Here is a 21,169-nt window from a genome sequence, read left to right as displayed (position 1 = left end):
AAACTGTAAGGGGCTGCAATTTTATTTCAGTCATCCTTATGCTCGTTTCCTTTTCTTCAAGCGATAAACAAAAGCCAGGACTTCGGCAACAGCCTTGTAAAGTTCTTCTGGAATCCCCTGCCCAATCTCCACTTGAGCGTAGAGAGCCCGAGCTAAAGGCTTATTTTCCATGATTACAAGGCCATATTCTTTGGCCAATTCCCGCATCCGCAAAGCAATTTCATCTTGCCCTTTGGCAACAACGAAAGGTGCGCTTTGCACTTTCAAATCATAACGCAGGGCAACTGCAAAATGCGTCGGGTTGGTAATGACAACATCAGCCTTTTTCATATCCTGCATCATCCTGCTCAAGGCCAAAGCACGCTGTTTTCTCTTGATCTCCCTTTTGATCTCTGGATTACCCTCGGTTTGCTTAAATTCCTGTTTTAATTCCTCATGAGACATACGTAATTGTTTTTCATGATCCCAACGCTGATACAAATAGTCCAAAATCGCTAAACCGAAAAAGGCAATCGAGATTTTCCAACCGAGTTCCAGCAAAGCCTGACCTAAATAAACCGCCCCCTGCCCCAGGTCCAGTTGCTGAAGAGCAGGATAGATCTGAAGTCTGTCACGAACACTTGCATATAAGAAATAGCCAATAAGAATCACTTTTGTCATTGATTTCGCTAATTCAACCCAAGCCTTGACGCCAAACATTCGTTTCGCGCCACCGATGGGACTTAAGCGTGAAATCTGCGGTTTCAAGGGTTCAAAGGTGAAAAGAATCCCAACTTGAAGATAATTGGCCGCCAAAGCAACGGCTAAGCCTGTAGCTAAAATTGGCCCCACGATTTGAATTCCTATCCACAGAAGGTTAACCATGAGGCTGGCAACAGAACTCGCAGTCCATTCGGATGAAAGGTTCAAAACATAAGGGAAGATTTCCGCCATACGCTGCAGCATTACTGGAAGCCAGAACTTAAGAACCGCCACAATGCTTAAAAGCATAAAGGAAGAAATAACTTCCTGACTCTTGAAAATCTGACCCTTTTTGCGCGCTTCGCTGCGTCGTTTGGCAGTAGCCGGATGTTTTTTCTCACTCACTGCTTCCACCCCTGATAAAGATTCAAAAGCCAGGTCATGTCGGTATTGAAGAGATGAGAAACAGCTTCACCAAAAAAGGGTATGGTAAGTAATAAAATAATAAGTCCGAAGATGACCTTTACGGGAAAAACGACCGAAAAAATATTAAATTGCGGCACAGTTCTCATCAAAAGACCCACTCCGATATCTGAAACAACAAGGGCACCAAACACAGGCAAAGCGATTTGAGCGGATAAAGAGAAAACATGAACAACAAGACCTGTAAAATAGAGATAATCAATAGGCAGTTTTGACGGGTTAATGGGGATATAAGCATAACTCTTGACCATAGCGGCAATCAGATAATGGTGAGCATTCGTCGCTAATAAAAGCATCGTTACTAAAACCATTTGAAAATTACCCATCATGGGGCTTTGTGCCCCAAAAACCGGGTCTATAGCTGATGCTACCGAAAAACCCATCTGAAAATCTATAAGCTGCCCTGCACCTTGGAAAATGGCAGTTAGCAAATAAACAACATAGCCAATAACTAGTCCCACAAATATTTCCTTCACAACGACTGCTATGTAAGGCAATAGTTCACTGGGAATTGTAGGGTGGGTGGCCAAGATCAAAGGATAAACAATCACTGTAAAACAACCCGCCAAACTGAGCTTTATAAGTGCCGGGACACCTCTGGCGCCAAATACTGGAGCCAAGATTATCATTCCGGCCCACCGGGAAAGAATCAGTAAAAATAAGGAGAGGTTCCATTGGAGAATCTGTGCTAGACTCAATTTCTTCCCTCCAGTGTCAGACGTAATTTTCAAAGCTCTATAAGTTCCCAAATGAAGCCAGCTGATTCAGCAAATTAGTGGTAAAGGCTGTGATGACAGACAACATCCAGGGACCCAGCAGAAGAAGAACGGCAATTACAGCAATGACTTTAGGAATGAAGGAAAGGGTTTGTTCCTGGATTTGAGTCATAGACTGAAAGATGCTTACCAAAAGACCTACGATCAAGCTGGCGCCAAGGACAGGTCCGCCCACGAGAATCACTGTTCCGAGAGCTTCTTTGGCTAAATATAGCACTGTATTCTGACTCACATCACGTTCTCCTTTTCCTTATTTGAAACTGGTTACCAGGGACTGCACGACTAAATGCCAACCATCCACGAGAACAAATAGGAGTATTTTAAAGGGCAAAGAGATCATCATCGGGGGCAGCATCATCATGCCGATAGACATGAGAGTACTGGAAACGATCATATCGATAACCATAAAGGGAATAAAGATGGCAAATCCCATCTGAAAGGCTGTTTTTAATTCGCTGATAACAAAAGCAGGAATGAGAACATAGGTCGGAATATCGCGATAGGTTTTGGGACGCTCCATTTTAGCCAGACCTACGAAAAGTTCCAGATCTTTTTCCCGAGTCTGCTTAAACATGAAATCTCTTAGGGGTTCCTCAGCTTTGGTTAAGGCCTCAGTTTGGGTAATCTGATTTTTCATATAGGGCTGAATGGCATTGGTATTAATCTGGTTCCAGGTCGGAGCCATAACAAAGAATGACAGGAATAAGGCCAATCCCACTAAAACCTGGTTGGGAGGGAGCTGCTGAGTTCCCAGGGCATTGCGGACAAAAGACAACACGATTACAATTCGTGTAAAGGAGGTCATCAGCATGAGAATCGACGGTGCCAATGTCAAGACCGTCAAGGCCATCAATAGTTGCAGAGATGTCCCCATTTGCTGTGAGGTAGACGTTCCAAGATCCAAGGTAACTCCAGCCGCAAAAGCATTTTGCGGATTCGCCAACATCCCCATACCCAGAGCTAAACCCAAAGAAATTCCCCGTACTAACAACTTCCGAAGTCTGTTTGAAGAATGCATTATTTTTCGGCCTCCTCAAGCAAACGATCTAATTCCTCCGGGAAAATCCCCTTCCGGCGGAGATGTCTTCTGCGCCAAAGCTTTGCCAAATTCATAATCCAACCCTCAACTTTTTCAACTGGGCGTGAAGCAATCTCTTCCAAAATTTCTGCAGCAACCTCAGGATCATTAATCTCACTGAGCTTAAGAAGATGATGGTCAGATCCCCCCAAGACCTGTAATTGACCGGCAATTTCGACCAGGTATAAGCTTTGTTGTCCACTTAAGACCTGGCGGTCAAGAACCCTGGCCCAGGGAGCATTGAGGCTTCGAATCTTCGCTTGGTTGAGGCGGCGAATAATCCAAAGTGACACAAGCAAGATTAAGAGAAAAACCACAAACGTTCCTATAAGTCCCCACATGGAGGGGCTGGATTGTGCTACAGGCGTAATGCTGCCACTTGAAGGAAGCGGTTGGTCTTGGTTGAACATGACTATTTCAACGCCTTTGTGACAGCCTCAACGACACGATCAGCTTGAAAGGGCTTGACGACAAAATCTTTAGCCCCGGACTGAATTGCTTCGATAACCATAGACTGTTGGCCCATAGCACTGCACATAATGATCTTAGCTTTCGGATCCCGCTTAATGATTTCCTTAACAGCCTGAAGTCCATCCATTTCCGGCATTGTAATGTCCATAATTGTTAAATCCGGTTGCAGTTCCATATACTTTTCCACAGCAATAGCTCCATTTTCAGCCTCACCGGCTACGTTAACCCCATTCTTTGTCAAAATATCCTTCAACATCATACGCATAAAAGCAGCATCATCAACGATCATTACAGAACTCACACAATTTTCCTCCCTTATTATTAAAAATCCACTAACTTTAACATTTTACCTAACCGTGAATTTGTTTTATGGATAAAACATTTCTCAAGTATGGGTTGGCATCATCTCAGAATGCTTTTGCCTAAGATTTCAGCGAAATCCGTTCCGTTGGCTGAACAATATCGGTAATACGAATACCAAAGGTTTCATTGACGACAACCACTTCACATTTAGCGATCAGCTTACCATTGACAATCATATCTACTGCTTCCCCTGCCAAGCGATCAAGTTCGACCACTGACCCCGGGCCCATTTCCAGGATCTCTTTAATCGTTTTCTTCGCACGACCCAATTCGACGCTAATTTGTAAGGGCACATCGAGAATTAAATTAAGGTTTTCAGGCTGCTTCGACATGACACTCTGCTGGAGAGGTGCAAACTGAACCGGTTGAACCGGGGTCTGGTTTCTCGTTTGAGTACTAATTTGTCCACCCCCATAAGGCGGGTAGCCTCCCGGAGGATATGTCTCTTCATAAGTTGACGATGGTGATGGCGGTGGTGACGACGGCGGAGCTTGATAGGATTCCTGGTTAGACATGCTCTGCAAGGGAGGTGCTGCAGATTGTGAGGCCGCTGCCGCCGCCGCGCCGCCGCTCATGGCAGTCATTAACTTGTTAACCATTCCTTGCGCAACACTAAGTGGAATTACTTGAATCAAAGTACTGTCAATAACATCTTCGACGATCATTCGGAACGAAATCCGCACCAGGGGTTCATCAGGAATTAAGATATCATGGATGACATCGTTGTTCGCCGTCAAATCATTCAGCACTAAATCAGGTGGAGTAATATCGACGGTGGCTTTAAACATTGTCGACATGGAGGTGGCTGCAGACCCCATCATTTGATTCATAGCCTCTGAAATCCCACTGATCTGGAGGTCTGATAAGCCGGGGGTCGGATTTTTTCCGTCTCCGCCCATCATTAAGTCGACAATCACTGACCCATCTTGCTGAGAGAGAATCAAAAGGTTGGAACCCTCGATCCCCTCTTTATATTTGACATTACAAATCACAGATGGAACAGGATAATCTTTCATAATCTGTTCCGAATTTGTAATATCAACTTTCGGTGTAGTAATATCAACCTTTTTGCCTAAGAGCATTGATAACGTAGTCGCTGCAGTGCCCATAGAGATGTTGGCGATTTCGCCAAGAGTATCCTTTTCCATTTCGTTTAGAGCGTCTTCAGGCGGCTTTGAGGCAGAATTCGAATCGATATCTAAAGTCCCTTGCAGCAACGCGTTAATCTCTTCTTGAGAGAGAATCTCATTCCCCATCTTCTTCCCTTCCTTCCTCTATGACTTCAGTAATCTGAATGGCGAGATGGTCTCCGTTTAGTCCCGGATTAGACTTAAATTTCATGTACTTTCCTACATAGATTGGAAGCGACTCCGCCACAGCCTGCCGGAGAGGAATTACGTCCCCTACAGCTAATTCGAGGAGATCCCGCACAAGAATCTCAGAGTGACCCAAAAATGCAACAACATCCACCTTAGCCCATTCGATTTTTTTACGAATAGCAGCAATTTGTTCCGGAGAGCTGACTTTAGCCTTCGTGGAGAAGAGGAAGTAGGTACTTAACTTTTCCAGGATAGGTTCAAGCACCAAATAGGGTAAACATACTTCAATCATACCAACGGTATCGCCAACAGTAACTTCAATGGTAACTAAGACAACCATTTCGTTAGGAGCAACGATTTGCACAAACTGTGGATTGGGCTCCATGGCAATGAATTGCGGTTTTAATTCATAAACTTCAGCCCAAGCCTCCTCGGTTAGGTTGATCATATGGGTAAGACGATGTTCGACAAGAGTCTTTTCGATTTCTGTTAAATCTCTGTTTTTTTCGACTGCCTGTCCTTGCCCTCCCAGGATTCGATCCACAATGGTGAAAGCAAGTGAAGGACTTACTTCCATTAAAACAGTTCCCTCCAACGGTTCTAAGGTAAAAATCCCCATAACTGTCGGACTCGGTAAAGAACGTATAAATTCATCATAAGTGATTTGTTCAATGGAAAGAACTTTACTTTCAACGGCCGAATGCAAGTTTCCTGAAAGGTAGTTCGTAAGTGCGCGACAATAATTTTCATGAATGTTTTGGAGGGAATGAATCTGATCCTTTGAAAACTTATTCGGACGCTTAAAATCGTACACTCGAATCTTTTTCGTATTATCAGTTGTCCGCATCTCTTCAGCGCTCAATTGCCCATCGGACAGTGCACTCAACAAAGCATCAATTTCACTTTGGGATAAGACGTCTCCCATCGAATTCCCCCTCTCATAAGATAATTTGCACTAGTTATTGCTGATAAACTATTTTCTCAAATAAAACATCAGTAATTTTATCGTTTGCAACGTCATTGAGTTTCTTCAACAATTCTGATTTCAACTTTGCCAGATTTTCAGGAGTTTGCACATCGGCAAGGGGTCTGTTCAATAATACCGAGTTGACTTTGTCGTTTAAAATCGCAGTCTTAGCCTTGAGGTCTGTCAATGCTTTATCGTCCACAACCTCCAACGAAATTGTCGTTCTAAGGATGGCACCACCTTGCAAGTTGATTAACAGCTCACCGAGAGATAGCAGCGGTCCGTCTTGTTTCGGCTGACTTACCTTGGCAGTACTTTGAGTTTTAAAGATCGTTTTCTGAGCAAGAATCGTCCCGCCTACACCGATTCCTGACCCCAAGAGAACAGCTATAATGATGAAAATAAGGGTTTTTCGATTCATTAACTTGATCACTCCTCAATCCTTGGAAACTGTTGACACTTATGCTGAAACTCAATGATACGTTCAATCAGAACCTTGATGCTTTCAGATACCACGTATTTATTTCCACCCGTCAACGTAATAACCGTATCCGGAGTTTCTTCCATCGTTTCTATCAAGTCGCAATTTAAGGCAAAGACTTTGCCGTTTAAGCGCGTGACATAAATCATAGCTTCATCCTTCCGTTAGCACTGTAGAGAATGCTTTTTCTGCTGCCAGTGAAGAATCTGGCCTGTTTCATCGAGGATTTTTTGTTCCTTAAGTAATTCTTTCTGTAGAAATTCCTTAAGTTGTTTCTCTTTCAGGCGCCGGAATTTCTCCGCTTCACGATGCGCCTCGATCAAAATATGTCTTGTCTTCTCCACAATCTCTTCTTGTTCTAATTTCTCTGCTTCTCGGTTTTTAAGCCGGCGCCGCTGTTCAAAAACGTAGTTCTGCCAAATAGCCAGGTCTTCCGGTGAGTGCATCCCCGCACTCCTCTGACCTTCTAGAGCATTATTAAAGATGTCTCGCTGAGCTGCCAAGGCATCAGCACAAGCTTGCCAGCGCCGCATCTCTTGCGCAAACTCCCGCTTAGCCATATCTAGAAGTTGATCAGCAAGGCGTTGACTTGCCTCAAAACGAAAATGGAATCGGGCCACTTCCTTCACCCTTTCAGCCAATGTTTTGCCAATGATCACCTTCTCTTAGGCTTTAAAACTCTTAAACTTAGGCATAAATTCTCTCGAGATGCTGAATCATATCATTAAATCCGCAGGTTTCGCTGACATCTTGTCGGGTAAAGCCTTGAATCAGATCTATATGCGCCACAGCAGAATCAATTTTGTCATTGCTCCCTGAAGTGTACGCTCCAATATCAATCAAATCCTTAGCATCCCGGTAAACTGCCAAATGTTCCCGCAATCGTGAGGCTAACTCCTTATGGAAGGGGCTGGTCACATCGTTCATAACCCGGCTTACCGATTGTAAAATATCAATGGCAGGATAATGATTTTGCATAGCCAGTTCCCGGGTTAACACGATATGTCCGTCAAGAATTCCGCGCACAGAATCGGCGATAGGCTCATTATGATCGTCTCCGTCAACCAGCACCGTATAAATCCCCGTAATACTCCCCTTTTCTGCCATCCCGGATCGTTCTAATAATTTAGGCAGGAGCGCAAAGACTGAAGGGGGATATCCCCGAGTCGCGGGAGGTTCACCGACAGTAAGCCCCACTTCCCTCTGAGCCATAGCAAAGCGAGTTACAGAGTCCATCATTAAGAGTACGTCCTTGCCTCGATCACGAAAATATTCGGCAACAGCTGTAGCAGTGAAGGCAGCCTTTAAGCGGACTAAAGCCGGCTGATCTGACGTTGCAACGATAATTACGGATCGCGCCAAACCCTCAGGTCCTAAATCTTTTTCGATAAAATCCCGCAGTTCACGGCCACGTTCTCCTACCAGAGCAATCACATTAACATCAGCTGCAGTATTCCGGGCCATCATACCCAGCAAGGTACTTTTGCCTACTCCGGAACCTGCAAAAATTCCCATCCGCTGCCCGCGGCCAATCGTAAGTAGTCCATCAATGGCCCTGACGCCGACACTAAGTATATCGGTAATCCGCGGACGCAGAAGAGCGTTCGGCGGCTTATTCTGCAAAGGATATGGAGTTTCCGTCTTCAGTGGCCGTCCATCAATGGGCTGCCCCAATCCATCGAGAATACGTCCCAAAAGTTCGGGACCCACAGAAACTGTCAGCCTTTGCTTTTGAGGGATCACACGATCACCCGGAGCAATCCCTTCAAGTTCTCCTAAGGGCATAAGAAGAGCGGTTGAATCCCGAAAACCAACAACTTCAGCCGGAATCTCCTGTCCGTTGTAGGTAAGGATATGACAATATTCGCCGACACTAACTCTTGGTCCGGCTGACTCAATCATCAGGCCCACAATTTTGGAAACCCGTCCTTGAGCCGAGATCGGGTCAAGCTGCCCCACCTTTTGAGTCATTAAGGTCCAGGCTCCCATAGTTGAACTCCTCTCGTAAGATGTGCTCCAATTTATCTAATTGGGCATTCAGTCGGGCATCAAAGATTCCTTCCTGACACTCCAGAAAGCAATCACCTTGATTTAACGATTCATCGACAATCCACGGGCAAGGTAATTGATATTCCTGAAGCCAGCCGGCATCTTCTTTCGCTGCATGAAGAATCCATCCTTGGCGTTCCTGTGGCAAGAGGGCGAGAGCTTGAATCGTGCTTAGCATTTTTTGGGGCTCCACTGTCAAGGCTGATCTTACGATGCGTTCAGCAATTTTTATCGCCAGATGCAACAGCTCGGCATCAACTTTAGCATATTCCTCCTGGACAGCATGCTGAGCCAACTGCAAGAGCATGTTTGCGTTTTGGGACAGACGGCTCCCCTCAGCCTGGCCTTCCGCCATCCCCGCTTGATACCCTTCTGCTTTGGCGGCAGGATAGACTTCGGCCCTCACTGACTGTATAACCTCAGAGCGTAAACGTTCCACCTCATTTTGGGCTTGGGAAAGAATAGTCTCAGCTTCGGCCTCGGCTCGTTTCAGTATCTCTTGAGCTTCAGTTTCTGCCTTAGCCTTGATCTCCTGAGCTTCCTTCTTTGCTTGGTCCAGTGATACCCTGATAGCCTCTTGCGTTTCAGACGTAAGGGAAGACTCTGGAAGTTCATCCTCAACCGAACTCTGGGCTGTCTGATCATCACCGCTTACGTCTTTTAAAATAGGATCAGCATGGACAACTTTCGGAGTCCATTTCACAAGATGCGGCGTAGATACCTCGACATCCCAACTTTTTACGATGCCTGCTTTAGTAAACAATTTCGTCTGCGCCTCCTCTTGAAATAACGATCGCGCCGCCCTCTTCCAGTTTGCGGATTACTTTGACGATACGCTGCTGAGCTTCTTCTACATCCCGCAGTCGAACCGGACCCATAAATTCCATATCTTCCCGCAGCATCTGTCCGGCCCTAGAGGACATATTGGCCATAACCTTTTCCACAACTTCGGGATTGCTCCCTTTCAGCGCCAAGCCCAAGTCCTTTGTATCTACTTCACGTAAGACCATTTGAATACCGCGATCATCAAGAGTGATAATATCTTCAAAGACAAACATTTGTCGTTTGATTTGTTCTGCTAACTCCGGATCGTCTTGTTCCAAAGCATCCATAACCACTTTAACCGTTCCGGGATCCGTCCGGTTAAGAACATCAACAATATTTTGGATTCCACCGGAACTTGTATAATCCGTCGGGGCCAGACTGGAAATCTTCCGTTCCAGAACTTTCTCGATTTCTTTGAGCACGTCAGGGCTCGTCCGCCCCATAATCGCAATTCTCTTCGCCACATCTGCCTGTCGTTCTTGGCTAAGGCTGGCCAGTAAGGTTGCTGCCTTATCGACAGGGAGATGAGTCATAATAAGGGCAATCGTCTGAGGGTGCTCACCTTGGATAAAGGAGAACAGTTGTTTTGGATCCGTCCGCCGCACCAAATCAAAGGGGCGCATTTTCAGATTACTTGCCAGACGGCTGATAATCTCATTGGCTTTCGACTCCCCAAGGGCCCGTTCCAACACTTCCCGCGCGTAATCTACACCCCCGTGAGAAATATAATCATTTGCCAAACACATCTGGTGAAATTCTTCGATAACTTCATCCCTCTGTTCCGGCGTAATTTTACCCACATTAGACATTTCCAACGTCAATTTTTCAATTTCTAATTCGCTGAGATTTTGCACTATTCTAGCAGAATTCTGTGATCCTAAGGAAATCATCAGAATTGCTGCTTTTTGGATTCCCGTTAAAGGCTGTGCTTGAGCCATTGTCATCTAACTCTCCTCTGCTAACCAGGTCTTAACAAGACGAGCGACTTCAGCCGGATTATTCTGCGAATATTGTTCAACGGCCTCTTTCGTTTGTTGCATGAGGATCTCTTCCTCAGTTTTTACCTGTTTCTTTGCCATTTTGGCCTTCGCCTCTTGCTCCAGTAACTCTTGTGACATCATTAATTCGGCATCAGCGAGAGTTACCGGTTGTTCACCATTCATGCCTAATATTCTATCCGCACGGGCTTTCTTTGCTCGTCTGACCAGAAAGGCAATAAGTGTTGCTAAGCCAAGTAAAACAGCGACCCCGATTCCGGCGTAGGTCATCATTTGCTGCCGTTGCTGTGCACTTGCCATGGCCTGTTTTGCTTGATCCAAATCAGAATTATTAAAGGGAAGGGCAGCTACCTGAATTTGATCTCCTCGAGTTAGGTCAATCCCGGCGGCAGATGCCACGATCGTCTTGATTTGATTAAGTTGGTTCTGGGTAACGACTGAGGAATCCGCCATCACTGACACGGAAAGGCGTTTTATTGCCCCTGGGCTCACCACCTGTTCTTCTTGGCTGGAATCAACTTGGTTATTAATTGTGTTCGTTGTTTTGGTTGAAGACGATACCCCCTGTGTCGCCGTTTGATAGGTAGGGGCCCCATTTGCCGTCACACCTGGTGTCCCGCCGGCCGCAGAACCGTTCGTAGTATTTTCCGTGGAATTTTGCTGACTTACGACTGCGCCGGGGCCATAAGTTTGTTTGGTACGTTTGATTTGATCAAAATCCAATACCGCATTGATCCTAACGATTGCCGCATTTGGACCCAGTACCCTATCCAGCATACTTTGAACAGATTTCCGTGTGTTTTCCTCCAAGGTTTGTTCCAGCTGATACTGATTTCCTGTGAGACGATTAGGATCATTGCTTTTACCAAGAACATCTGAGAGGACATTGCCTTGAGTATCCACAATCGTCACATTAGCCGGCTGCAGCCCTTCAACTGATCCTGCAATAAGATTAGCGATCGCACGAACTTGATCATCGCTCAGTTTATTTCCGGGAGCGATTTTAAGAGTTACCGATGCGGTCGCCGCTTTTTGATTATCGGCAAATAGTGAGTCATCAGGCATGACTAATTGAACTCGAGCATCTTGTACACCATTCAGAATTTTTAACGTAGTCTCTAATTCGTTTTGTAAGCCAAGGGTGTAGCGCAATTTGCGGTCGGCATCAGTTTCACCGAGGTGCATTGTGTCTAAATAATCAAAACTAAATTTGCTGTTTTGGGGAAGTCCGGCGTTAGCCAGTTCTAAGCGGACGTCTGCAGCTGACTGTTGAGGAACCATAATTGTGGAGCCGTTATCAGCTAATTGGTAATTAACTTTCAAGTCTTTAAGCTTCGTCGTTATTGCTCCGGCATCCGTGTCGCTAAGTTTTGTAAAAATAGCTACATATTGCGGACGGCTCGCCCACGCAAGTAAGGACACCAGCGCAATCAAGACCAAAAGAGGAGCAACAACCGTGATTACTTTCTGTGGCCGAGAAAGCTTATCCCAAAAATTCTTTACCGAGGTCTTAATCCCGGCCCAAGAATAATCCATTCTTCACACTCCTTTCCTTAAAATTAAAAAATATAAAATATTTTCCTTAACACCCACCAAAATCTCTGCTTCCATACGTATTAAATAAATAAGAACATCTTTGTTTTACATTTTAAATTACATTTACATCTGCATATTCATAATTTGATGGTAGGCGTCAAGGACTTTATTACGAACTTCAACGGTCAAAGATAAGGACAGATTGGCTTTTTCCAAGGCCACCATGGCTGTCGACACGTCTTGGATCTGACCCGACGCGAGCTGCAGGCTGGCTTTGTCTGCATTGTCCTGAAGAGCATTGACCTGTCCTAAAGCATCGTTCAAAAACTTCGCGAAATCCGTTCCCGCCTTTTGAGCCCCATCTCCTGAAGGAAGGGCGGTATTATTCTCAGTACTTGCCGAAGAAATCGGATTCAGGATTCCTGGCGACGAAATAGGCGCTATCGAAATGCTCATTTAATCTTACCCCTTTCCAATTTCTAAGGCTTTAGAAGCCATTGACTTACTGACATTAAGGGCGGTAACGTTTGCTTCATAGGCCCTGGATGCCGAAATCATGTCTACCATTTCTGTTACAATATTCACATTTGGTTCTCGTACATACCCCACAGGAATTCCGGGTTCGGCCACTTTGGCAGCGTCCGGCGAATCCGGGTTGTACTCTAAACGAAAGGGGGCCTCTGTATCCGGAACACTGTTAATACTGGAGACCTCTACTCCATTGCCAACATTTTGCCCGCCCATTGTTTCTCCAAGCACTTCAGAAAACGATGCTGCCGGGGAACGCGGGACAAACACAGCCACTTCCCGCTGATAGGGTATAGGATTCCCGGCAGGAGTCAGCTGTCCCGTTCGAGTTGTATTAATGTTGGCTATATTATTCGAAACCAAATCCATACGCAAGCGTTGGGCAGTCAGCCCGGAAGAGCTGATATCCATCGAACCAAACAGGCTCATTTCCTTACCCCCTTTTCATAACACACTCCACAATTGTCCGTCCGATCTCACCAAGCGGTACGATTCGATCAGCTAAGCCGGCTTCAACAACAGACCTGGGCATACCATAAACGACACAAGTCTCCTCAGATTCTGCAATAGAAAATCCTTCTAAAGCCTTAACTTCTTTCATTCCCTTAGTCCCATCATTGCCCATACCGGTCATGATGACTCCTAGAGTTCCTTTGCCTACAGACTTCGCCAAAGAAAGCAGCATAACATCCACAGAGGGATGATAAAGTGTAGGGATTGGTGCTTCATCTCCAATATTAAGAACAAGCTGACCCGACTTACGCTGGACTTGCATTTGCTTCCCAGCCGGTGCAACATAAATTGTACCGGCTTTGAGAACTTCCCCGTGAATGCCTTCCCTGACATTTAATGGGCAAAGTCCGTTTAGGCGTTGGGCCAGAGGACCTGTGAAACCTGCCGGCATATGTTGGGCTACAAGTACAGGTACCGGAAAATTAGCGGGCAGAGAAGGAAGGACCGTTTGTAAGGCCGACGGCCCCCCCGTGGAGGTTCCAATCGCCACAATCTCAACCCCATGCTTAGGCAAAGAGAAACTTTTTCCCATGCCAACTGAGCGGGGAGCTTGTCCCCTAGCCGGAAGAATACCCGCTTGCGGGATGGCCGAAGATTCAGCCTTTCTGCCAGGCGTTTGATTAACAGGCCCTTTGTACCCGGAAACTCCGGAACTAATAGTTAATCCCTTCCGTCCAAGACGCGAAGGATTAACACCGGCGGCTGCTAATACTTTTTCAATTAAATCACGCGACAGTGCCTGGAGATCATTTCCTTGTGTCCCTGTCGGCTTAGCAACCACATCCACGGCCCCTAAATCCAGAGCCTTTAACGTAGCTTGCGCACCTTCTGTTGTCACAGAACTCAAAATGATTATCGGCGTCGGCTGCCAGCGCATAACCTCGTCTAAAGCCTGGAGGCCATCCATTACAGGCATCTCGACATCCATGGTAACTACCTGTGGACGAAGGGATTGGATTTTCAAAACTCCTTCACGCCCATCTCGTGCAGTATCTAAAACCTTTATATTTGGGCTTTGATTAAGGATTTTTTGTAAGGTCAAACGCATGAATGGCGAATCATCAACGATCAGCACCCCAACGGATGTATTTGGCCTTTCACTCATATTAATCCCCGCCCATAATTTGGTCGAGTTCTAAAAGGATGAGTAAACGCTCACCAGTTTTCCCAACACCGCGAATGAATTGGGAATCGACACCTACCGCTATCGGCGGCGGGGGTTCAATGCTGTCACTATCTAAATGTAAAACTTCCGTTACGGCATCCACACGAATTCCGAAGACTTTAGATTGTACTTGGACCACAATAATTCGGCTAAGATCCGTTTCTTCTGCACGAGTCATGCCGAAACGAGTGGACAGGCTCACGACCGGGATCACGTTCCCCCGTAAATTTATGACGCCTTCCACATAGACCGGGGCATTAGGCACCCGCGTAATCGGCGGAATACGAATAATCTCCTGAACGCGCATAATATCAACGCCAAATTCTTCAGAACCTAAATTAAATGTTACTAATTGTTCTTCAGCCATGCTTTTCTCCCCCTTAGATTTTTCTCGTAACTAAAACGTCTTGCAGAAGAGATCCTATATCAAGAATCAACGTGACTTTGCCATCCCCTAAAATTGTTGCGCCAGCAATTCCGGGCAAGTTATTAAGGAAATCGCCCAGGGACTTGATAACAACTTCCTGTTGTCCGCGCAACTCATCAACAATAAGTCCCAGCGCTTTGTCCCCAAAGCCCACAACAACAACAAAAACCTCATTATTAGGAGCTTCTACATCCGGAAGGCCAAACTTTTCTTGCAAAGAAATCAAAGGCAAGGTGTTGCCGCGCAGCTGAACCATCTGCAAACCGCCTACAGTCTTAATGTCCGAACGGTTAACCAGCAAAGTCTCAAGAACCGAGGACAGCGGAACAGCATATATCTCATCCCGTACCTCCACAAGCAGAGCTTGTATGATCGCTAAAGTCAAGGGCAGACGAATTGTAAAAGTTGTTCCCTTACCTTTGCGGGTTGTAATATCGACCATTCCTCCGAGATTATTCAAGGCCTTTTTCACAACATCCATGCCCACGCCCCGCCCGGAAATGTCAGTGACTTTATCCGCCGTACTAAAACCGGGCAAGAAAATGAGATTGGCAATGTCATTTTCAGAGAGTTCCTCCCGCTCATTGATAAGGCCCTTGGAAAGTGCTATAGCCTTAATTTTGTCAAGATCTAACCCGCCTCCGTCATCGGAGATGAGAATAGCGATATGGTTTCCATCATGATACGCATCCAAGGTAACTGTTCCGTGAACCGGTTTCCCTGCCGCTCGGCGTTCTTCCGGAGATTCAATACCATGGTCCACCGAGTTGCGGATGAGATGCATGAGAGGATCGCCGATGACTTCAACGACAGTCTTGTCAAGTTCAGTATCTTCACCCTTTAACACGAGATCGATTTCCTTACCCGTCTTTTTGGCCAGATCCCGTACCAAGCGCGGGAAACGATTGAAGACTGTTCCAATGGCGACCATGCGTAGACGCATAACACTTTCTTGCAGATCATTCATTAACCGCCCTAAGTAAACATTCGCCTCATTTAAATTATTTACCATAGGGTCCGTGCTGTATTGAGATTTTAAGTCTAAGCCAATTTGCACCAATCTGGTCCGAGTAATAACCATCTCACCAACGAGGTTAATAAGATTATCCATTCTTACCGTATCAACACGAATTGTATGAACTTGAGTGCTGCTTTCCCCATGCGTTTGGGCTTGTTCAGGAACAGCCGGCGCTGCTGCAGATTTACTTTGTTCATTAGGGCTAACAGGCACACTCTGTTTAACAGTTTCATTGTTTACGGTTTCATGATTAACAATTTCGTTATTCGAAATTTTCGGTTCTTTTACGATACTTTCCGCCGTTACATAGGGGAAAATTGTAACACTTGTTACGTCGGTGATTTCTAAAACCTCTTTTCGAATCTCTTCACTGGGTTCATCACTCAAAAAGAGAATTGAAAAGCCATCACCCTGTCCTGCTTCCAACTCTTCAACACTCGGAAGAATCTTTATGACCTTCCCCATTCCTTCAAGCCGTTGGATGGACATCACGGCACGAACTGCCTTCATGAGAGTATTAGGGGAGAGCTTGATATCAAGTTCATAAACACCGTGACCCATACCATGGGCATCGTTAACTTTTTCACGTTCCTGCTCACTAAGAGAAAAGTCAATAGGTACAAAATTGGCTTGCGTTTCCTCTTCATGAGCAGGGACTGGTTCGGTTTTCTCTGCAGCGGCAGGAGCTTCCCCATTTAATAAGGCTCTCATAGAATTCACCAAATCCTCAGATCCATATGTAATCCCTTGACGCTTCTCAACCTGTTCCAGCATAGCTTTGACCCTGTCAGTCACAGCAAGCAGAACATCAATCATTTCCAAGGAGACATCAATTTTCCCCTGTCTCAAGCGATCCAATAAGTCCTCGGCAGCATGGGTAATTTCAACAATTGGGGTAAACCCCATCGTACCCGAAGCACCCTTCAAACTGTGTGCCGAACGAAAAAGATCGTTAATTAAGCCAATATTTCCGCCCTCTTTTTCCAATTGTAATAACCCTGCTCCGAGCCTTTCAATCTGCTCCTGAGAATCCAATAAATAAAAATCTAAAAATTCCCCTAACTCAACCCCTTGGTTTTTGTCATCATCCTGGCTCATCCATGTCACCTCAATCATTCAGGTTATTCCACAGTTAATAACTTCTCTCTATTTCCGAATCCGAGACATTGCAGCCATTGTATATCACCAGTTATCGACACATATCTTGTGGATTAGATATGTTCCTTCTATAATATGTCTCTTCTATTTAAATTATTAACTCAGATACTTTTATTCGCCATCATTTATCATACTCCTCCACATATCCTTATGAATTTCCTAAATATGATAGCTCGAATTAATAATAAACCTTTTTTCGCATCCTGTTATATAGGACCTTTGGGTATAATTCCATATTGCAGGTCGCATCTTTCAAGAAATCAATACACCAATAGATAAGACCGTAAATTTGTATTTTTCGAAATCATTATTACTTTTTTAGTTAGACTAATTCTAGCATCTACTTTGTTTTCCGTATATAGCTTTTTCGACAAATTTTTCAGGAATACTGCAGAAAGAAAGTACCATAATTGTAAAAATGAGTATGTAACGGTTTCGGATTTCACATAATCATTTTTTAAATAACTTATTTATTCGAATCAATTACTTAAATACTTTATAATAAAATTAGCCACTATATATTGCGGCATTTGGCGAGATGCAGCTATATATAGTGGCTAGATATTAGAGATTTGAAATTATGAAATTGATTTGTTCACCTTCCCTTTAATTATGAATATATTTAATGATATATTTAATGATATGTCCAAAATAACATAATCAAAACAATTTGAGTTTTTATTCTAAATCCCCAAATACAGTTGTATTACTTTTTGCGCATGTTACAATAGCAACGGAGCTTAAATTTAATAAGAAATTTCAAGGTTCTAATGGATAAGGGGATAAAAGCATGATTACACTCAGTGTTTGCATGATCGTAAGGAATGAAGAGCAGCTAATTGCCAGGTGCCTCAATTGCATAAATGAAATTGCCGACGAAATTGTTATTGTTGATACAGGATCAGTCGATAACACTAAAGAAATTGCCCGCCAGTATACATCTAAGATTTATGATTTCGAGTGGATCGACGACTTTTCTGCAGCCAGAAACTTTTCTTTCTCCAAAGCCACCATGGATTATATTTACGCAGCCGATGCCGATGAGCTGATCGACGAGAATAACAGGGAAAAGTTTAAACGCTTAAAGTCCACCCTTGACACAGACGTAGAAATTGTAGAAATGAAATACGGCAATCAGTTAGAGAAAGGCAGCACCTATAATTTTGATGTAGAATATCGGCCAAAACTATTTAAGCGGGTTAGATCCTTTAAGTGGATCGACCCCATTCATGAAATCGTAGATTGTCGCTTAAACTCAATGAAATCCGACATTCTTATTACGCATAAACCTCTAACCAGCCATGCCTCACGTGACCTTACACATCTCCAGAACCTCACCGCTAAAAATACTGTCTTAAATTCAAGATTACATATGATGTACGCTCGGGAATTACTTATCGCCGGCACTGAGGAAGATTTCTATAATGCCTTTGAATATTTTAACAGATCTTTACCAACTATGAATAAAGATGATATTCGACTGTCTCACTGTGTTTTAGCTCGGTACTATAACTTAAAATCAGATAGCTATAATCTCTTTAAAATAGCAGCTAAAAACATTCAAGGAGCTGCCAGTGCTGAGATCTGCTGTGAATTAGGCAGCTATTATATGAAAGAAAACGACTATAATGAGGCTGTCTATTGGTACTATACGGCGGCAACAGCGGCATCTGCCGACTTGTCCATAAATTACGTCCAATTTATACCCAATTTGCAATTGTGTCGTTGTTTCCTTGAGCTGGGTGATCTTGCCGAGGCGGCGAAATATAATGATATGGCCGGCATTTATAAGCCGGATAGCCCGGAAGTGGCTGCTAATAGGGAATTGCTTAGTACCTAGATAAATTTGGATAAATGAGTTGAGTAGGGTGATAAGAAAAAAAGGGTGTTTAAATATTCCCACGTCTCTATCTTTGTTTATCAATAAACCTAGCTTCAGGTTTATTGGTATTCTGATAGGACTTACCTTGACGTATAATACTTTTAAACCGTAGAAGCTTGAGTTTAGCCGCTTCTTTCTCCACTTCAGCATTCTTCGTGTACTCTTTATCTAGAGCTTGAATTTGCTGGATAACATCTTTTATCAGACTATATTGATTGCTAAGCTGTTCATAGAGATCTCCTGAAATATATGATTGGACAGAATCCAAATTAAAATGTTCCAGGCCAATTTTGTGATTAATTCTAGTCTGGAGAAAATTAATCTCTTGATTTACTTGATCAATTTCTTTGATCATATCTTGTCGCTGTTTCAAAAACTCATTAAATAACTCTACCTCAGTATCAATCGACTCCGAATTAAGTTGTTGGCTTAACTCTAGCATTGCTTTAAAGTGAGCGAGATTAGCACTCATTTTCTCCCTGATGTCCTGGCATTGATTATCAATTTCTAAGTCCATCGTGGTTACTTATCTCCTTTTGTGAGTACTATTTTTACCTTGTAGCAATATTGTTTTTGCTAGTTTCCATGGACTATTTCTTCATCAAAAGAAGATGGATTTCTGAAGAAAAGTCAGTTTTGTCAAGTACTTCCTGCAATTGATCAAGAATCGGAACAAATTTATTTGAGAAATAATCTTTGGCTCCTTTATTTGCGCCAACCTTCTCCATTTCCAAATAAATAAATCTAAATAGGTCCATTACATCAGCACCAAATTGCCATTCGCCAGCAACACAGAATCCAAATTCTTTACAAAAATACTCTATAGACTCTCGCGTATATAGATGAGTGTGCCCACCAGATAGTTGCCGATTAAAATGGCCTTGATTTATCAATTCAAAAAAAACCGAGAACGAAAAGAGAGGTACCGATAAGTAAAAAAATTTAATCCTGTTATTCTTAACAATTTCATTTAAAACTTCCCTTGGGTTTGATAAATGCTCTAAGACACCTATCATTACAAGGACATCAGCTTCTTCCATTCTAATTAAATCTATAAGCTTATCTATTTGTATATTATTGACTAATTCCTTTCCAAGCATATTATTGGCTAGAGCTACTTGCCTTGAAGATACCTCGTAACCAATCATACTACTATCTGGTAGTTCTCCTTTTAATGCTGACAAAAAATATCCCGCCCCAGCACCTATCTCGGAAAACAATAAATCCGATGGATCTATATGAATATCATGTAAGCATTCTAAAAGAAAAAGCACCTTAGGTTTATATATTTTTTCGACCCTTTCCCAGTACGTCTTCTTATTTTTTTCGATATAAAAGTTTGAGTAGTTTGTAATTTCATCAACATAAACATCCCTTACGTATTCTTCCGAATCTTCAAATCCCCCGTTTAAATGATTACAATTTGAACATAAAAAATAATCAATTCCTTGTTTATTAAAAAGAGGATTTTTTTCTAATGGAAAGCTACAATTCTTACAAGTAGTCCTTTTCTCCTGTTGTTTGTATTTATTAGCTAACACGATACTATCAGAAGCGAGTTTGTTATCCTCGGTGAAAAAGTTTTCCTTAAGTTTTAATATATCTTGAAATGATTTACTATACTTCTTAATCACTCAAATCACCCCTGACCAATCCATTCTCTATACACTAAATCTAGTCTCGGAACGATAAAAAGATTAGCCTTTTCTATCAACTACTTTTTGTTTAACATGAGCATTGATCTTCAGCCATTCTAATTTTTGCTGTAAAAGATTTAAAATATCCTCCAACGTAAAGTGAGGTTTATCTGGATAGAGCGACTCAAGTATCCTTCTTATTAACTCAAAATCTTCTTGTGTATCCACAGTCCATCTATGACAACTCTCATCAGTTAAATAAGCGACGTTTCCTAACTTGTAACGTTCTGAATGCCAATACATGAATGGGGTTACATGTTCTCTTTCGGCTTCCTCTTGGGCTTCCAGAAAAGCTTCATTTAAAGATTTATACGAGAAGATCTCCGTATCCATTCCACGTGGATAACTTGCTTCCAGACGGTTAGAAACGTAATCATAGTTCGGCCAATTGTTAAGAAAGAAACTAATAACCTGGTCAATTACTCCCGGATCTATTACCGGGCAATCTGATGTTACTCTGACTACAGCATCAGCTTGATAAAATTCTGCTGCTCCATGGTATCGTGCTAAAACGTCGAGTTCCGAGCCTCTATAAACCGGTACTTTTAATCGCCGGCACAATTCTAAGATCGGTTGATCAGTAGTATTAGTAGTTGTTGCGATTACTATTTCATCGGCTAATTTTACACGGCGCAGCCTTTCTATTAGATATTCCAGGAGTGGCTTGCCCATCACAGTTTTTAAAACCTTGCCAGGAAGTCTGGTAGATGTCATACGTGCTTGAACAATAATAACCGTCTTCATTGTTAACCTC

General features: G+C 43.5%; 24 protein-coding genes. 1 reads left to right on the top strand and 23 read right to left on the bottom strand.

All coding sequences use genetic code 11. The features are described 5' to 3' along the window. Positions 1-36 precede the first annotated feature (36 nt). The 20 genes from flhB to ACPUYX_RS01975 all read right to left on the bottom strand — a co-directional run bounded on the left by flhB (position 37) and on the right by ACPUYX_RS01975 (position 16,776). A complete protein-coding gene (flhB, locus tag ACPUYX_RS02070) occupies positions 37-1,086 on the bottom strand; it encodes a flagellar biosynthesis protein FlhB (RefSeq protein ID WP_426378077.1) in 1,050 nt (349 codons plus the stop codon). Then, on the bottom strand, positions 1,083-1,862 hold the full coding sequence (gene fliR / locus ACPUYX_RS02065; protein ID WP_426378076.1) for a flagellar biosynthetic protein FliR: 780 nt from the start codon (positions 1,860-1,862) through the stop codon (positions 1,083-1,085). The genes flhB and fliR overlap by 4 nt, the downstream gene beginning before the upstream one ends. A 37-nt stretch (positions 1,863-1,899) precedes the next feature. After that, complete coding sequence (gene fliQ, locus ACPUYX_RS02060; RefSeq protein WP_088228600.1) at positions 1,900-2,172, bottom strand: flagellar biosynthesis protein FliQ; 273 nt, start codon at positions 2,170-2,172, stop codon at positions 1,900-1,902. Positions 2,173-2,190: 18 nt separating this feature from the next. Then, entirely contained in the window at positions 2,191-2,958 is a 768-nt protein-coding gene (gene fliP / locus ACPUYX_RS02055; RefSeq protein ID WP_426378075.1) for a flagellar type III secretion system pore protein FliP, read from the bottom strand. Beyond that, positions 2,958-3,428, bottom strand: coding sequence for a FliO/MopB family protein (locus tag ACPUYX_RS02050; RefSeq protein ID WP_088228602.1), 471 nt, complete (start codon positions 3,426-3,428; stop codon positions 2,958-2,960). Before ACPUYX_RS02050 ends, fliP begins: the two co-directional genes overlap by 1 nt. A gap of 2 nt (positions 3,429-3,430) precedes the next feature. Next, positions 3,431-3,778: a response regulator gene (locus ACPUYX_RS02045; RefSeq protein WP_088229048.1), complete on the bottom strand. Its 348-nt coding sequence runs from the start codon at positions 3,776-3,778 to the stop codon at positions 3,431-3,433. 133 nt (positions 3,779-3,911) lie between these two features. Continuing rightward, on the bottom strand, positions 3,912-5,108 hold the full coding sequence (gene fliY / locus ACPUYX_RS02040; RefSeq protein ID WP_426378074.1) for a flagellar motor switch phosphatase FliY: 1,197 nt from the start codon (positions 5,106-5,108) through the stop codon (positions 3,912-3,914). Next, positions 5,098-6,096: a flagellar motor switch protein FliM gene (fliM, locus tag ACPUYX_RS02035; RefSeq protein ID WP_426378073.1), complete on the bottom strand. Its 999-nt coding sequence runs from the start codon at positions 6,094-6,096 to the stop codon at positions 5,098-5,100. Before fliM ends, fliY begins: the two co-directional genes overlap by 11 nt. 34 nt (positions 6,097-6,130) lie before the next feature. After that, positions 6,131-6,559: a flagellar basal body-associated FliL family protein gene (locus tag ACPUYX_RS02030; RefSeq protein WP_426378072.1), complete on the bottom strand. Its 429-nt coding sequence runs from the start codon at positions 6,557-6,559 to the stop codon at positions 6,131-6,133. 8 nt (positions 6,560-6,567) lie between these two features. Then, positions 6,568-6,768, bottom strand: a complete 201-nt coding sequence (locus ACPUYX_RS02025; protein WP_426378071.1) for a flagellar FlbD family protein — start codon at positions 6,766-6,768, stop codon at positions 6,568-6,570. Positions 6,769-6,783: 15 nt separating this feature from the next. Beyond that, positions 6,784-7,239, bottom strand: coding sequence for a flagellar export protein FliJ (locus ACPUYX_RS02020; RefSeq protein ID WP_426378070.1), 456 nt, complete (start codon positions 7,237-7,239; stop codon positions 6,784-6,786). Positions 7,240-7,306: 67 nt separating this feature from the next. Further along, positions 7,307-8,608, bottom strand: a complete 1,302-nt coding sequence (fliI, locus tag ACPUYX_RS02015; protein WP_426378069.1) for a flagellar protein export ATPase FliI — start codon at positions 8,606-8,608, stop codon at positions 7,307-7,309. Next, positions 8,565-9,431 carry a FliH/SctL family protein gene (locus tag ACPUYX_RS02010; protein WP_426378068.1) on the bottom strand — a complete coding sequence of 289 codons (867 nt, stop codon included), beginning with the start codon at positions 9,429-9,431 and terminating at the stop codon, positions 8,565-8,567. The genes fliI and ACPUYX_RS02010 overlap by 44 nt, the downstream gene beginning before the upstream one ends. Next, positions 9,421-10,431, bottom strand: a complete 1,011-nt coding sequence (fliG, locus tag ACPUYX_RS02005) for a flagellar motor switch protein FliG (protein ID WP_426378310.1) — start codon at positions 10,429-10,431, stop codon at positions 9,421-9,423. The genes ACPUYX_RS02010 and fliG overlap by 11 nt, the downstream gene beginning before the upstream one ends. 6 nt (positions 10,432-10,437) lie before the next feature. Beyond that, positions 10,438-12,027, bottom strand: a complete 1,590-nt coding sequence (fliF, locus tag ACPUYX_RS02000) for a flagellar basal-body MS-ring/collar protein FliF (RefSeq protein ID WP_426378067.1) — start codon at positions 12,025-12,027, stop codon at positions 10,438-10,440. Between the two features lie 123 nt (positions 12,028-12,150). Then, entirely contained in the window at positions 12,151-12,483 is a 333-nt protein-coding gene (gene fliE, locus ACPUYX_RS01995) for a flagellar hook-basal body complex protein FliE (protein WP_426378066.1), read from the bottom strand. 6 nt (positions 12,484-12,489) lie between these two features. Then, positions 12,490-12,984, bottom strand: coding sequence for a flagellar basal body rod protein FlgC (gene flgC, locus ACPUYX_RS01990; protein ID WP_426378065.1), 495 nt, complete (start codon positions 12,982-12,984; stop codon positions 12,490-12,492). 4 nt (positions 12,985-12,988) lie between these two features. Then, positions 12,989-14,173 carry a protein-glutamate methylesterase/protein-glutamine glutaminase gene (locus tag ACPUYX_RS01985; RefSeq protein WP_426378064.1) on the bottom strand — a complete coding sequence of 395 codons (1,185 nt, stop codon included), beginning with the start codon at positions 14,171-14,173 and terminating at the stop codon, positions 12,989-12,991. Between the two features lies 1 nt (position 14,174). Then, positions 14,175-14,600 (bottom strand): chemotaxis protein CheW, encoded by a 426-nt coding sequence (locus ACPUYX_RS01980; RefSeq protein ID WP_426378063.1) that lies wholly within the window; start codon positions 14,598-14,600, stop codon positions 14,175-14,177. Between the two features lie 13 nt (positions 14,601-14,613). After that, the gene (locus tag ACPUYX_RS01975; protein ID WP_426378309.1) at positions 14,614-16,776 is read right to left on the bottom strand and encodes a chemotaxis protein CheA; all 2,163 of its coding nucleotides are present in this window, start codon (positions 16,774-16,776) and stop codon (positions 14,614-14,616) included. 850 nt (positions 16,777-17,626) lie between these two features. Here ACPUYX_RS01975 and ACPUYX_RS01970 point away from each other — a divergent pair. After that, positions 17,627-18,676 carry a glycosyltransferase gene (locus tag ACPUYX_RS01970; RefSeq protein WP_426378062.1) on the top strand — a complete coding sequence of 350 codons (1,050 nt, stop codon included), beginning with the start codon at positions 17,627-17,629 and terminating at the stop codon, positions 18,674-18,676. A 67-nt stretch (positions 18,677-18,743) separates the two neighbouring features. On the opposite strand, the gene ACPUYX_RS01965 is transcribed toward ACPUYX_RS01970, so the two are convergent. The 3 genes from ACPUYX_RS01965 to ACPUYX_RS01955 form a co-directional block, all read right to left on the bottom strand. Next, a complete protein-coding gene (locus ACPUYX_RS01965; protein WP_426378061.1) occupies positions 18,744-19,235 on the bottom strand; it encodes a hypothetical protein in 492 nt (163 codons plus the stop codon). A gap of 73 nt (positions 19,236-19,308) precedes the next feature. Next, positions 19,309-20,352 (bottom strand): class I SAM-dependent methyltransferase, encoded by a 1,044-nt coding sequence (locus ACPUYX_RS01960; protein WP_426378060.1) that lies wholly within the window; start codon positions 20,350-20,352, stop codon positions 19,309-19,311. Positions 20,353-20,415: 63 nt separating this feature from the next. Then, positions 20,416-21,159 carry a cytidylyltransferase domain-containing protein gene (locus ACPUYX_RS01955; protein WP_426378059.1) on the bottom strand — a complete coding sequence of 248 codons (744 nt, stop codon included), beginning with the start codon at positions 21,157-21,159 and terminating at the stop codon, positions 20,416-20,418. Between the last annotated feature and the right edge of the window lie 10 nt (positions 21,160-21,169).

The sequence above is a fragment of the Desulfosporosinus sp. SYSU MS00001 genome (assembly GCF_049943955.1).
In the GTDB taxonomy this organism is placed as follows: Bacteria; Bacillota; Desulfitobacteriia; order Desulfitobacteriales; family Desulfitobacteriaceae; genus Desulfosporosinus.
This window is presented reverse-complemented; position numbering and strand designations above follow the sequence as displayed.

Bases quoted from the DNA above. Each gene is read 5' to 3' on its own strand.
- fliP (WP_426378075.1), bottom strand. From the start codon at position 2,958: ATGCATTCTTCAAACAGACTTCGGAAGTTGTTAGTACGGGGAATTTCT.
- ACPUYX_RS02050 (WP_088228602.1), bottom strand. From the start codon at position 3,428: ATGTTCAACCAAGACCAACCGCTTCCTTCAAGTGGCAGCATTACGCCT.
- ACPUYX_RS02045 (WP_088229048.1), bottom strand. From the start codon at position 3,778: ATGATCGTTGATGATGCTGCTTTTATGCGTATGATGTTGAAGGATATT.
- fliY (WP_426378074.1), bottom strand. From the start codon at position 5,108: ATGGGGAATGAGATTCTCTCTCAAGAAGAGATTAACGCGTTGCTGCAA.
- fliM (WP_426378073.1), bottom strand. From the start codon at position 6,096: ATGGGAGACGTCTTATCCCAAAGTGAAATTGATGCTTTGTTGAGTGCA.
- ACPUYX_RS02030 (WP_426378072.1), bottom strand. From the start codon at position 6,559: ATGAATCGAAAAACCCTTATTTTCATCATTATAGCTGTTCTCTTGGGG.
- ACPUYX_RS02025 (WP_426378071.1), bottom strand. From the start codon at position 6,768: ATGATTTATGTCACGCGCTTAAACGGCAAAGTCTTTGCCTTAAATTGC.
- fliI (WP_426378069.1), bottom strand. From the start codon at position 8,608: ATGGGAGCCTGGACCTTAATGACTCAAAAGGTGGGGCAGCTTGACCCG.
- fliG (WP_426378310.1), bottom strand. From the start codon at position 10,431: ATGGCTCAAGCACAGCCTTTAACGGGAATCCAAAAAGCAGCAATTCTG.
- fliF (WP_426378067.1), bottom strand. From the start codon at position 12,027: ATGGATTATTCTTGGGCCGGGATTAAGACCTCGGTAAAGAATTTTTGG.
- fliE (WP_426378066.1), bottom strand. From the start codon at position 12,483: ATGAGCATTTCGATAGCGCCTATTTCGTCGCCAGGAATCCTGAATCCG.
- flgC (WP_426378065.1), bottom strand. From the start codon at position 12,984: ATGAGCCTGTTTGGTTCGATGGATATCAGCTCTTCCGGGCTGACTGCC.
- ACPUYX_RS01985 (WP_426378064.1), bottom strand. From the start codon at position 14,173: ATGAGTGAAAGGCCAAATACATCCGTTGGGGTGCTGATCGTTGATGAT.
- ACPUYX_RS01980 (WP_426378063.1), bottom strand. From the start codon at position 14,600: ATGGCTGAAGAACAATTAGTAACATTTAATTTAGGTTCTGAAGAATTT.
- ACPUYX_RS01975 (WP_426378309.1), bottom strand. From the start codon at position 16,776: ATGAGCCAGGATGATGACAAAAACCAAGGGGTTGAGTTAGGGGAATTT.
- ACPUYX_RS01970 (WP_426378062.1), top strand. From the start codon at position 17,627: ATGATTACACTCAGTGTTTGCATGATCGTAAGGAATGAAGAGCAGCTA.
- ACPUYX_RS01965 (WP_426378061.1), bottom strand. From the start codon at position 19,235: ATGGACTTAGAAATTGATAATCAATGCCAGGACATCAGGGAGAAAATG.
- ACPUYX_RS01955 (WP_426378059.1), bottom strand. From the start codon at position 21,159: ATGAAGACGGTTATTATTGTTCAAGCACGTATGACATCTACCAGACTT.